The following is a 13,536-nucleotide window of genomic DNA, read 5'->3' as shown; positions in this document are numbered from 1 at the left end:
CCCGAAAAGCCGTTGTCCTAGTGGATGGCGAAGGCGAACGCAAGCAGCTCCGGGCCTTTATTACCCTTGATCGTGGAGAAGCACAAGAAGCATCAGAAGAAGCAATCAAATGCTATGCCAAGAAGAGATTGCCGGGTTACATGGTTCCGCAGCACATCCAGATTGTTTCCCAAGTGCCTTTAACGGTAAATGGAAAAGTAGACCGTCAAGCCTTGCTAAAATTGGTTCCTGCAGAGTGCGAGTCCACAGCTTGGATTCCCAGCTCTCAATTAGAGGAACAGATTGCGGCAATCTGGAAGAAGCTGCTCGGATTATATCATATTTCCCCTGACGAACATTTCTTCGATATTGGGGGCAATTCACTGAAATTGATTCAAATGCAGACAGAGCTTCAATCCCTGCTGAACCGCGAGATTCCGGTTGTTGAATTATTCAGGCATACCACGTTATCCATGCTGGTTGAATATATCGGGCGTGATCACGATATGCATACGAGACCGGCTGCAGCGGCCGAAGTGGCAGCGAGCCGGGCGGAAATACGCTTGGGAGCAAGACGAACCCGGAGAAGATGATCTTGACTGGAGGAGAAGAAAAATTGAGCAACCTACCCTTGGAGCAGGATGTAAGTAATGAAATTGCCATTATTAGTATGGTGTGCCGATTTCCGGGAATAGAGAAAGTGGAACAATACTGGGAGCTGCTGGCCGGAGGAGTGGATGCCCTTCAGCTGGCATCTGCAACTACCGGTGACCCTGGCGTTGAGTCCTTAAGCCGGCTTTCTGGCTCTTCACTTATTCGAGTCAATACGGCGCTACAGCATACAGCCCGCTTTGATGCGCCTTTCTTCAAGCTGACAGCAAAAGAAGCTGAGATCATGGATCCGCAGCATCGTTTATTCTTGGAAGCTGCATGGGAAGCTGTCGAAAAGGCGGGGTACAACGCGCTTGAATACGAAGGCTTGATGGGACTGTTTGCAGGTGTAAGCTCCAGTACCTATCTGATCAACCATCTGCTTGGAGCCAGAGAGCAGGAAGAATCGGTCAGCGACTTGCAGCTGATGATCGGAAACGATAAGGATCATATGACCAGCCAGGTCGCTTACCGGCTTAATATCCGTGGGCCTGTGGTCGCCGTTCAAACCTCCTGCTCCACTTCGCTGGTAGCTGCCCATCTGGCTTGCGAGAGCTTGTTAAGCGGTCAGTGCGATATAGCACTAGCCGGCGGCGTAACGATCAAATTCCCACAGGTGCCAGGGTATGTCCATCAGCAAGGCGGGCTGACTTCCGCGGATGGTAAGTTAAGAGCTTTTGATGCTGAGGCGACAGGCACAGTGTACAGTAACGGTCTCGGGATTGTTGTGCTCAAACGGCTGGAGGATGCCCTTCGGGACAAAGATACGATTCATGCTGTGATCAAGGGCTCTGCCATCAATAGTGACGGAGCTAACCGCATTGGTTATGCGGCACCGGGAGTTGACGGCCAAGCATCCGTCATTGCCGAAGCGTTAAATGTTGCTCAGCTTCCTCCTGAGGCTATTTCCTATATCGAGACTCATGGAAGCGGTACCCCGCTAGGGGATGACATTGAGCTTGAAGCGTTATCCAGAGCCTTAGCCTCTGTCCAGCAGACTCAATTCTGCGCTATTGGCTCTGCCAAGACCAATGTAGGACATGTTGAGATGGCTTCCGGCATGGCCGGACTGATAAAGACGGTGCTCGCCTTGAAGCATCGCCAAATCCCGGCCAGCCTTCATTTTGAAACACCTAACCCAAGACTGGAAGATCCGGATTGTCCATTCTACGTCAATACCATGCTCACGAACTGGGAAGCTGGAGAGTATGGACGCTTCGCTGGCGTTAGCTCTTTTGGGCTTGGAGGGATCAACGCCCATCTCGTTCTTGCGGAGGCTCCCGCGCTGCAGAGGGAGGAAGAAGAGATCGAGTGCGATCTTCTGGTGATCTCCGCTAAGACTCAGCAGGCACTGGCGCGCATGTGTTCAAATTTGGATCAGTATGTGGAGGATCATCCTCATGTCAATCTGAAGGATTTAGCGTACACGCTCAAAACCGGAAGGGCGGTCTTTGAACACCGGGCTGCTGTTGTATTCCGTAACCGAGAGGAATTGCTGCAGCAGCAGCGCAGCCTTTCTTTTGATGTATTTCCCGCACAGAAGCCTACAGCTAAGGAGAAGATCTACTTTCATTTCTCTTTTGTGCCTGTGTTGACTTTGAAGGCCGTATCGGAGCTGTATGAGCACAACGTCAGATTCAGGCAGATTGTAGGAGACATCTCGCAGGCCATTCGGGATCTGTATCCTTATGATCTCAAGGCTGCGATTGCAGCCCCGGATCGTACTTCAACATTCGCAGTAACGGACCCATTGGCCTCCTGGGGAATTCAGGTCGCACTTGCCCGTCTGTTTATGGAATGGGGGATTGAGCCATCCGGCATGTCAGGTGAGGGGATTGGGGAATGGGTTGCTCAGATGCTTAGTGGAAAATGCAGTCCTGCTCGTGCACTGGAGCAGGCGCTTCAAGCAGAGGATGAATCCTCCCCAACCCTTCAGCACAGCTTATCCAGTCCAGAGTTAGGGTTCGTGATTGAGTTCGGCTGCTCTGAAACCAATGAACCGGCCATGGCCTCATACCTGGAAAGCGATGGACCAAGCTGGCTTCATACCCGGCTGGCCAATCTTTGGACAGCTGGAATCCGCGTGAATTGGACGAGCTATTATGCTCAGGAACAGAGAGCAAGGCTGGAATTGCCGACCTATCCGTTCGAAAGGGAGGTTTACTGGATCGGCCCGCTTAACCGCAATTCAGAGCCGGCCGCTTTACCTGTTTCGGCAATGAATTCAGCTGAGGAAATAACCGATTACCGGCAATATATCAAGGGGATTTGGGAGAGCTCGCTAGGGGTTGAGATCACTCACTTCGAGGAGACATTCTTTGAGCTTGGAGGCCATTCTCTCTTAGCTACCCAGATTCTCTTCATGCTGAACAAATCGTTAGGCACAGAGATAACGATGCAGCAATTTTTTGATCATCCTACGGTGGAGGACCTTGCATCCCTTGTTGAACAGCAGGTAAAAAGCGGACTTGGATTATATACAAATCTTCCTGAAGTAGAGCTGAAGCCGAATGAAAGGCACAATCCGTTTCCACTGACGGATGTGCAGAAAGCCTACTGGATTGGGCGCTCGGAAGACTTAGATTTGGGGAACGTCTCCACCCATATGTATTTTGAGAATGACCTTCCAGATCTCGATTTATCCCGATTTGAGCGGGTATTTCAAAGCCTGATTGAACGCCATGAAATGCTGAGAGCGATCATGCTTCCGAATGGACAGCAGCAGATCCTGCCGGAGGTACCTGAGTACAGAATCCGGAAATATGCTATGGAATTGGCTTCTGAAGAAGTTAGGCAGCAGCATATGGAAACCCTGCGAGAAGAAATGTCTCATCAGATGCTAGATTGTTATACTTGGCCCTTATTTGATGTCAGAGCTACCGTACTTCCCGGGCAACTTACCCGGCTTCACATCAGCATAGACCTGCTGATCGCCGATGCCTGGAGCCTGGAATTGCTTATTCAAGAGATGACAGCATTATACCAGCATCCTGAGACAGTACTACCAAATGTAGAGCTGTCATTTAGGGATTACGTCCTAACCTGTGAGCGCATCGAGCATACCGATTTGTTCCGCCGTTCAGAAGCTTACTGGCTGGAGCGTATCGATTCCCTGCCGGCGGGCCCACAATTCGATCTGGTGAAGGATCCGGCCCAGATCGAGAAGCCGACCTTTCAGCGAAGACGGCATGCGTTGTCCCGTACGGATTGGCAGCAGCTGAAAAAAAGAGCCGAAGGCTACGGAATTACACCAACGGTCATTCTGCTGTCCGCCTTTGCGGAAATCATTACGACCTGGAGCCGCAGTGCGTACTTCTCTCTGAATTTGACATTGTTCAACCGGCTTCCACTCCACCCAGAGGTAACTAGAGTCATTGGGGATTTCACGTCCCTGACCTTGCTTGAGATTGATAACCGGCAGCCCGACTCTTTTCTGCAAAGAGCGCAGCGGCATCAGCAGCGTCTGCTGCGGGACATGGATCACCGTTATTTCAGCGGAGTCCGAGTTACACGTGAGCTGCTATCCAGGAGCAAAGAGCCGTCTAGAGCCATCGTTCCGATCATCTTCACAAGCATTCTCAATCAAGGTGACAGCTTAGAGGCCAATGAATCTGCAGCAGCTCAGGAAGATCGCTACAGTGTGTCCCAGACCCCTCAAGTATGGCTGGATTATCAGGTGATGGAAAGAGGCGGGGAGCTGCACCTCAACTGGGATGCGGTAGAGGAACTGTTTCCTGCAGGAATGCTGGATGAGATGTTCGCCGCATATGTCCAGCTGCTGGGACTTCTGGCTGCCACAGAAGAGGTATGGCATGACCCGCTTCCGCTGCATGTCCATGAGGCCTCACTTTTACCGCATCTCGAGCAGCTGAAGATTATTCACGATGTGCAAGGCGCGGACAGCTTCGCCGGAGCAGGAGAGCGGCCAGGTTCACTGCTGGATAAGTTTCATGACCAGGTTAAAGCCCAGCCGGGCGCTACGGCAGTCATTACCCCGGAACGGGAGCTAACCTACTCTGAACTGAATGATTACGCCAATTATGTAGCGGGCCAACTTCTAGGAATTGGAATCCTGCCTGGTGAACCTGTTGCTGTAGTAATGTCGAAGGGATGGGAGCAAATTGCCGCGGTGCTGGGTATTCTCAAAGCCAAAGCTGCTTATCTGCCGATTGATGCCGCCCTTCCCCAAGCCAGAATCGCAGAATTACTACGCCTTGGCGAGGTAAGAGCAGCCGTGATTCAGCCGGGAATCAGCCAGGCCGAGTGGCCTTCAGTTGAAGTCATTGTACTGTCTTCTTCATCCACCGCAGACGGAGAATATGGTGAACTAGACAGCAATGCGGAAGAACGGCTGGCTTATATCATTTATACTTCCGGCAGTACCGGAGTACCTAAGGGAGTCATGATCGATCATCGGGGGGCCATCAATACCATCGAAGCGATCATTCAGAAATTCGGGATCGGTTCTAATGATGTAATGCTCGGCCTCTCCCAGCTGAGCTTTGACCTGTCCGTGTTTGATATCTTTGGGATGCTCTCAGCAGGGGGAGCGATTGTGCTGCCTGACAAGGAGCGGCTGAGAGATCCTTCCCACTGGCTGGATATGATGATAAGAACAGGAGTTACTCTATGGAACACGGTTCCTGCCCTGATGAGCATGTTCACAGAGTACTGTAAGGAAATGGAGGCAAGTCCGCTTACATCCTTACGGCTGGTTCTACTCAGTGGGGATTGGATCCCGCTCAGCTTGCCAAATGCAATTTGGAGGCTTCATGAGCAGGCAGAGATAGTTTCGCTTGGCGGAGCGACAGAGGCTTCCATTTGGTCCATTTATTATCCTGTGAACCAGGTTCATCCGGATTGGACAAGCATCCCTTACGGAAGATCACTTGCTAACCAGCGGGTGTATGTCCTGAATGAACGGATGGAGGAATGCCCGGCTGGGGTTTGCGGCGAGCTGTGGATCGGCGGCATCGGAGTAGCCCTTGGATATTGGAAGGATGAAGAGCGGACAAGGGAGCGCTTTGTCCATCATCCCCTTACGGGTGAAAGGCTGTACCGGACTGGAGACAAAGGCCGCTATGCCAAGGATGGCCATATTGAATTTATGGGACGGGACGATTTGCAGATCAAAGTGCGTGGGCACCGGATTGAACTCGGTGAGATTGAGGCTGCCTTGAAAGCCCATCCTTATGTGCAGGATGCAGTTGTTGTAGCTAAAGGAGAGGGTGACCGCAAGCGCTTATCCGCTTATGTGAGGGTGGATCGTGAACAAGCCTTTGGGGTGGCTGGCCTTGCAGGGGAAGAGCTTATTACCGATTCGGTTGAACGCATGGTGTTCAAACTGAGCGAGCCTGCGCTGCGCAAAGACCTTACCGGGACCGGATACCGGCTGTACAGCTCGGATGATCCTGAGGAGCTGGCAGCTCCTTATTTACGCCGGCGCAGTTATCGGCGCTTTAAGAGGGAACCCATTTCGCAAGAGAGCTTCGGCCAATTTGCTGCATGCTTATCTCAGCGAACGTTCGACGGTCTTCCTTTTCCTAAGTTTCAATACGGCTCTGCGGGTGGCTTATATCCGGTACAGGTGTATTTCTATCTAAAGCCTAATGCTGTAGACAGCTTACCAGGCGGGCTCTATTATTACGATCGAAAAGAGCACCAGCTTACCCTCATCGAGGAAGACCTAGAGCTAGATAACCTCATTCATTCCCCGGCCAATCGTCCGGTATTTGAGGCCTCGGCCTTCAGTGTATTTCTGATCGGTTGTATGGATGCCATTGCGCCCATGTATGGGCATAAGGAAGGATTGGGATATGCCATGATGGAAGCGGGAATCATCTCTCAGCTTCTGGAAGATAAAGGCACAGCGCACAATATTGGTCTGATCCAGATGGGAACCCTTGGATTTGATATGATCCGCCCGCTGTTCCGTCTGCGAAGCAGTGATGTCTACTTGCACTGTTTGCTGGGAGGCGGGATCGAGCCGAGCCAGATGACGCTACAAGGACAGGTAGAAGAAATGAATCTGTACTCATCGAATAAGACAGAGCATCAAGAGGCCAAGCCGGATATGGCCAAAGCGATGACAGCTTACTTGAAGGAGCGCCTCCCTGCTTATATGATTCCTGCTTCCGTGCATGAACTGGATGATTTTCCACTAGCCTTAAACGGTAAAGTAGATCGGCGAGCAATCTCTTTCATCGCTTCAAAAACAGAGATTCCGGCGACGGTGTCATCGATCCCAGAGCAGAAGCAGCGTCCGGAAATGCTGCGCATTCAAAATGAGATTATGGCCGCATGGCGCCAAGTGCTGGGAAAAGACCAAATTGGCATTCATGATAATTTCTTTGATCTTGGAGGGGATTCCGTCTCGATGGTAGCTGTATTCCGGGAGCTGCAAAATCAATACGGATCTCGTCTAACGATGGTTGAGCTATTCCGTTACACTACCGTTAAGGATCTAACAGAGTTTCTTGTCCACGAAGAAGAGCATGACGAGAATCATCTGAAGGAGGCGGAAGAGGAGCGAGCCAGCTTGAGAAGAGCGGCTTTACAGCAGTTTGCTGGCAGGATGGGGACATCAAGATAATTCGCACATGAGAATGACAAGGCAGTTCGAAATCATAAATAGGCTCTCGGAGTAAGGGGGGGCGATCCGGTCTGAAAGGACTGAATTAAAGCTGGAAAGAATGGTTATGAAATCCACTTTCAAAAATAGGAGCAACAAAGAAGCCGGATAGGGATATATTTTTGAAAAAGAAGGCCGGTCACTACGAAGCGCTCTGAAGCCATTGGGTTTGCAGTGGTTTCAGGTCAGCTTTACGATGTGCGAACCAGGCATCCATGTGTTGGCAGATCATAATCCCATAGAGGCGGATGTACCACATCTTAGTGGAACGGTGGCGTCCGGCTTCAAGCTTGTAATCAATCTTTTCCCGTTTGTTGGAACGCTCTACGGTGGTACGGCGTTTGTAAAGGAGCTTCCAAGCCTCGGAATCGCGAGGCGTTTCCGGGAAGAGACGCGGATTGTCTTTAGATGCCGTATGAAAAGAACGACCATACTTCGTTGACGAACAAGGTGTCGTACAAGCACATTTGGTGCGCGTGGTCATCAGCGGGCAGATCCACTTGAATCGTTTTCGGGGCGGTTCAAAGCCATTCCGTTTCATCTCAAGGCCTGCCGGGCAAATCGGAATACCTTTGGGGGAGATGCGGATGTCACTGTGGGTTTCGAGATTTTTGGTGGCCCGTACATTGAGGTCAATGAAAGGCTGAATGTTCTGGTGGGCTAGCAAATCGTAGATGGCGCCAGCATCGTGAGCAGCGTCTAGCAGCATCTTATCAACCATGCCCAACGTGAAACGTTGCGAAAATTCCACGGTACTAACGACAAAGCTCAGCGCATCGTGTCGCGAGGCGGGCTGGAGTCTAGGGTACAACGGCAGATCATGCGGACGGTTAGCAGCAGTCAACATGTATAGGTGGTATCCACTAAAGTATCTCTCTCGTGCACTGTCCCACCCCGAGTCGCAATCGGGTTGGGAGTACAGGCGAGGGTGGTGGCATTTCGCTATACCGCGGGCATGACAATCACACACCGCTTTGCTGCGGGGATAGGCGGAGGTAACAACTGGCGTACCGTCACCGGCAATGGTCAGCGTCGTGGCGTTCCCCAGTAAGCCGTACTTTTCGGAAACCGCGATGATTTGGGATTGGAAAAATGCTAGCAGACGGTCAAACGGCTGGTGCTGCTTAGGCATACCGTTCCTTAAAATTCGTTCGACGAGCCGTTTGACTTTGCCAGTTGAGGTGGTGGGTGCTTTCTCTCCTTTCTTGCCCCTCTTGGGTTTACGGCGTCTGGGTTTGACCTTAGGCTTTAGATTGCTCTTCTCCGCAGCCCAGAAGCGAGAGAGAAAGTCGTAAAAGGTGCCGACACCGGGAATATCGCCGGGCTCAAATCCGCTAAGAATGGCGTAGAGCGGAACTCGGTATAACTCATCCACCCATTGGGTAAGGCCGATTTCAGGTCTAACAAGCAGAAAAAGTAAATACGAACGCAGCATGGAAGCTGGATCGCGAGGAGCCGGGCCTTTGGCCGAATACCCCTTGTAGAGAAATGATGTCGTATGCGAAAGGTCGGAGATGTAACATTTCCAGATGACAGGCCAATCGTTACGAACGAGAACGGCTGCGCCGTTGGAATAATGCTGACGAAGACGATCGAACACGAACTGCTGGTAGTCTGCATGGCTGACGAAGGATGGTTTCATGAAAGCACTCCAATCGGGTGTAGTAAGAGAACATCGATTCCCTTCTCACGCGATTTTGAGGCGACCTATGAAAAGTCAAGTGTTTTTTTGAGAAATGTGCAGCTGAAAATTTCCAATTCAGATTGTCACTGAAATGAAAAATTCCCCCGCAAATGTGGGAGGAACGTACGTAATCGATACAAGGAGAAGCCTTACGCCACAAGCCTCGGCGAATGCCGAGAGGCTATTACACATTAAGGGAGGATGCGCACGATGGTGACCAAATCTTATACGGAAGGCTTGTTTTGCTGGGCAGAGCTGGGGAGTAACCAGCCTGAAACTTCAGTTAAATTTTATACCGAGCTGTTTCCTTGGACCGTTCAGGAATCTACATTCGGTCAGGACCAGACGTATACGGTCTATCAATATAACAATCAGGATATTGTAGCGATGTATGGAATCGGTGAAGGTACGATCCCATCCTATTGGGGCTGTTATATTGCCGTTAATAACCTTGAAGCATCCAGTATGAAAGCCCAGCAGCTCGGGGCTGAAATGCTGATTGCGCCAAAGCAAGTGGGAGATAAGGGAAGTATGTGTGCATTCCGCGACCCTACAGGCGCTATGGTTGCTCTCTGGGAGCCAGGTGAGCATCCGGGAGCTGGTCTTGTTCACGCCCCGTACAGTATGGATTGGCATGAGCTCTACACCACAGACTTGTATGCAGCGGCTGATTTTTATACAGGGCTGCTTGGATGGTCGAAGGAGGAGATTCCCACTCCGGCCGGACCTTACCTTCAGTTCCAAGCGGGAGAACAATATGCAGCCGGAATCAAGCAGATTTCCCCTGAGATGAAAGGCATGGTTAGTAACTGGGGGATATACTTCAAGGTTCCTGAGTGTGATGAGACGGTAAAGAAAGCCCAGGAGCTTGGAGCACAAATCATCGTCCCACCTACGGATATCCCGGGATCCGGCCGGTTTGCCACCATATGTGATCCTAATGGAGCTTATTTTTCCGTACAGAGCGGCTTTTAATCTCAATATTAAAATTGAATAGAAGGGGAGCTTGGCAGGTTTAGCGGCATAAGAGCTTCTTGTCAGCTTCCCCATAGCTCATCAGAACTGAATACAGAAGGGAAGAGGCATACAATAATGGTTTACTTGCAAATTACGAAGGAGAATATCGATAGAGAGCATATTTGCTGTGCACTGGGTGCCAAGCAGTATGAGGATGCGGTGCGTGAGAAGAAGCAATGGCTTAGCGAGCGTATGGAGGAAGGGCTTAAATTCTATCGGCTTGATGACAGAGCCAAAGTATTTATCGAGTATTTGCCTGCCGAGAAAGCATGGGTACCCATCGACGCTCCGAATTATATGTATATTGACTGCCTTTGGGTTTCAGGGCGGCATAAAGGGAGCGGCCACAGCAGAAACCTGCTGGAGCAATGTATCCAAGATGCAAAGAAGGCGGGAATGGACGGCATTGTCCATTTGTCCAGCAAGAAGAAGATGCCTTATCTGAGTGACAAACGCTATCTTGAGCACATGGGCTTCACCGTAGCAGATCAAGCCGATCCCTACTTTGAACTCTTGGTTCTTAAATGGAATGAGCATGCGCCAAACCCCGCGTTTAAAGCATCGGTTCAGGGGAAGCCAAGCTCGGACCAAGGTATTTTTATATACTATACGACCCAGTGCCCGTTTGCCATGGGAGTGCTGGAGGATTTGCGCAAAGTGGCAGAGGCCAAGGGCGTTCCCTTTCAGACCCAGCGCATAACGACAAGAGAAGAGGCTCAGGAATCTCCTGCCATATGGACAACGTTCAGCTTGTTCTATAACGGTAAATTCGTGACACATGAAATTATGAGTGCAGGCAAATTCGAAAAGCTGCTCGAGAAGTCTTTGTAACCGGAGAAGCAGGAATTGCTAGGAGTACAAACGAAGGAGGAGCGCAGATGGAATGGGCCTATCAAACCGCCTCGGATCTGTTGCAATATCTTAGAGAAGGACAGGTGACTTCCAAGCAGCTGGTGGATTATTATTACAACCGAATAGATCATCTCAATCCTGCGATTAATGCTGTGATTCAGGAGCAGAGAGAAGCCGCCATAGAGCAGGCGGAGCAGGCTGACTTGCAGCGGCGGGGGGGGCGGATCCGGGGTCCGCTGCATGGTCTGCCCATGACGGTCAAGGAATCCTTTAATGTGAAGGGACTACGAACCACCTCGGGTGCCAAGCATCTGCGGGACAACGTGGCCCAGGACAATGCTCCGGCCATTCAACGACTGATCGACGCCGGGGTGATCATCATGGGAAAAACAAATGTGCCTACCATGACATCAGACTGGCAGACCTATAATGATCTCTATGGAACCACCAACAATCCATGGGATCATCGCTTAAGCCCCGGCGGGTCTTCAGGAGGAAGTGCCGCTGCACTGGCGGCAGGCCTGACTCCTGTGGAATTCGGAAGCGATCTGATAGGCTGTCTTCGTATCCCGGCTCATTACACGGGAGTATATGCGCACCGCTGCAGCCTAGGAACCCTATCTGTTAGAGGCCATGTTCCCGGTGGTGATCCTGGGGACCCTACAGAGCCTGATTTGTCAGCAGCAGGTCCTCTAGCCCGCTGTGCGGCCGACTTGCGGTTCATGATGAATGTGCTCTATAAGCCTTGGCTAGAGGTGCCATTGAAGCCTGACTTTACTTGTAATACCTTGAAGACCAAAAGTAAGATTAAAGTGCTTACTTGGTTCGGAGATGCGGCTCATGAAGTGGATGGCAAGATTAAGCGCAGATATGAGGAATTTATTACAGAGCTCTCTCGCAAAGCGGAAATAGAAATACACAATCAGCTGCCGACAGGCATCCGCCTGAACGAGCTGTTTGAGCTTGCGATTCAGCTCTCTGCCCGGATGGTGGGCACCTCTTTTAATGCGAGACAGCGCATGGTGGCCAGCCTGGCTTCACTGGGACTTCGTATGTCCAAAGCCTTCAATTCAGCTTTCCCGGAAGGGCTGGACAGATATTATGCGGCCATGAATGATGGCCCCGCCGAGCATCGGCAGACGGATCAGCTACGGCAGGAATACCACCGGAAATTTGCTGCGCTATTTCAGGAATACGATGTGCTGCTGCTGCCGGTCAGCCCTGTTTTAGCTATTCCACACATGCAGCAGGCTGTACATAGAAGAAGTCTAGACGTTAATGGCGTTACGGTCGGATATAACGAGCATCTGATCTGGAATGTACTCGCCACCGTACTGGGCTTGCCTGCAACGGTCATGCCCCTCCAGCATAAGGACGGGGAGCTGCCCTGCGGCATTCAAATTGTGTCCGGTCAATTTCAGGATCATCTGACCATAGACTTTGCAGAGATCTGTGAAGAAATAACTGGCGGATTTGCTCCTCCAACAGCTTATAGGGCGGCGTCTGTTTAGGCTTGGTGTTAACATTAAAGGAGAGTGTAAAATGATCACTAATGAATTAAACTCACTGCTTACAACGTTTGAACAATGGGCTCTATTTTTCGAGGAATTGAAAGGACTGAATGAAGCACAATGGGCTTCAAGCCTGGAGACGGGAAAATGGTCGATTAAGGACATTGTCTCCCACATGATGAGATGGGACCAATACTTCTATGACACAGCCATTGCAAAAATAGCTGCAGGAGAAGCCTTGACGCTTCAGCATTTGAAATATGATGACTTCAATAAAGAAGCTGTAGATTATGCAGCGGCCGTCTCTACCGAGGAATTGATCCAGCAGGCAATCGATATCCGGATGAAGATCATTCATGAAATCAGCAGCATGCCAGAAGAGGTCATCGCGCAAAAATATACGGATGCTGACGGTAACGAGTTCTATATCCCGCAGTATCTACAGGACTTTATCTGGCATGACCGCCATCATATGGTCCCACTCCAGCAATACTTGCAGGCCAGCTGATCTCTTAAGGCGAAATCACACTGCTCACAAGGTGTAACAACAATGGGACATGCTATCCCCCTCATGACCAGAGCTTCAGAACCAGGTCTTGAGGGGGAATATCCTATCTGTGAAAGGTTCATCTATATGAAAATAGCTGCAGTATACATAGAGGATTTTGATTTGAATCGAGAAATCTATCGGCAAGCTCCTGCGTTTCTTAGGAAAGCGTCAAACTCAGCACACCTGTAAACCATAAGCCAGTCATGAGATCATAGGCATATCTTAAATCAAGGAGATATGCGAGATGACCAAAGCAGAACTACGCCAGCATCAATGGACGGAACGCATCATGGACTATCGAGCAAGTGGCCTCACCATGTCTGCTTGGTGCCAAATGCAGGGAGTGACCCTCCATCAATTGAAATACTGGCTCCGAAAAATAGATTCCGAAAGGACTCCGACTTTTCCTCCTCACTTTATCCCGGTTACCGTGTCCCCACAATCCCCGTTAACCTCATTGACTCTTCGAATGGGTCCGGATGGGTCCGGTAGCCATTGACCTACAGGAAGGCTTTTCTCCCGAACTGCTTCGTCAGGTCGTTCGTGCGCTGGAGGCAGTATGCTGACGCTGCCAGAGAAGGTCTATTTAGCTGGCGGCAGCACGGATTTGCGCAAGTCCATCGACGGGCTTGCTGCCCTAGTTCAGGAGAGTTTTCAACTT

The 13,536-nt window shown here is 50.7% G+C and carries 9 protein-coding genes; 8 read left to right on the top strand and 1 reads right to left on the bottom strand.

Features of this window, described 5'->3' with window-relative positions; all coding sequences use genetic code 11:
• Together L691_RS0112645 and L691_RS30685 are read left to right on the top strand one after the other, a co-directional pair.
• A partial coding sequence (locus L691_RS0112645) for a phosphopantetheine-binding protein (protein ID WP_198023032.1) occupies positions 1-572 on the top strand: 572 nt, incomplete at its 5' end.
• A 23-nt stretch (positions 573-595) separates the two neighbouring features.
• Positions 596-7,222 carry a non-ribosomal peptide synthetase gene (locus L691_RS30685; RefSeq protein WP_025690883.1) on the top strand — a complete coding sequence of 2,209 codons (6,627 nt, stop codon included), beginning with the start codon at positions 596-598 and terminating at the stop codon, positions 7,220-7,222.
• Positions 7,223-7,403: 181 nt separating this feature from the next.
• Here L691_RS30685 and L691_RS0112635 read toward each other — a convergent pair whose 3' ends face one another.
• The gene (locus tag L691_RS0112635) at positions 7,404-8,903 is read right to left on the bottom strand and encodes a hypothetical protein (protein WP_025690882.1); all 1,500 of its coding nucleotides are present in this window, start codon (positions 8,901-8,903) and stop codon (positions 7,404-7,406) included.
• Between the two features lie 252 nt (positions 8,904-9,155).
• Between L691_RS0112635 and L691_RS0112630 the strand changes: the two genes are divergently transcribed.
• The 6 genes from L691_RS0112630 to tnpB form a co-directional block, all read left to right on the top strand.
• On the top strand, positions 9,156-9,920 hold the full coding sequence (locus L691_RS0112630; RefSeq protein ID WP_025690881.1) for a VOC family protein: 765 nt from the start codon (positions 9,156-9,158) through the stop codon (positions 9,918-9,920).
• Between the two features lie 117 nt (positions 9,921-10,037).
• Positions 10,038-10,793 carry an N-acetyltransferase gene (locus tag L691_RS0112625; RefSeq protein ID WP_025690880.1) on the top strand — a complete coding sequence of 252 codons (756 nt, stop codon included), beginning with the start codon at positions 10,038-10,040 and terminating at the stop codon, positions 10,791-10,793.
• Between the two features lie 47 nt (positions 10,794-10,840).
• The gene (locus L691_RS0112620) at positions 10,841-12,325 is read left to right on the top strand and encodes an amidase family protein (RefSeq protein ID WP_025690879.1); all 1,485 of its coding nucleotides are present in this window, start codon (positions 10,841-10,843) and stop codon (positions 12,323-12,325) included.
• A gap of 31 nt (positions 12,326-12,356) precedes the next feature.
• Complete coding sequence (locus tag L691_RS0112615; protein ID WP_025690878.1) at positions 12,357-12,833, top strand: DinB family protein; 477 nt, start codon at positions 12,357-12,359, stop codon at positions 12,831-12,833.
• Between the two features lie 286 nt (positions 12,834-13,119).
• Positions 13,120-13,374 carry an IS66 family insertion sequence element accessory protein TnpA gene (gene tnpA, locus L691_RS34280; protein WP_408634747.1) on the top strand — a complete coding sequence of 85 codons (255 nt, stop codon included), beginning with the start codon at positions 13,120-13,122 and terminating at the stop codon, positions 13,372-13,374.
• 60 nt (positions 13,375-13,434) lie between these two features.
• On the top strand, positions 13,435-13,536 hold a 102-nt coding region (gene tnpB / locus L691_RS34275; RefSeq protein ID WP_036736881.1), incomplete at its 3' end, for an IS66 family insertion sequence element accessory protein TnpB.

The organism is Paenibacillus zanthoxyli JH29 (assembly GCF_000520715.1).
GTDB classification, from domain to species: Bacteria; Bacillota; Bacilli; order Paenibacillales; family Paenibacillaceae; genus Paenibacillus_AQ; species Paenibacillus_AQ zanthoxyli.
Note: the sequence above shows the minus strand (reverse complement) of the source record. Positions and strands in the feature narration are given on the sequence as shown.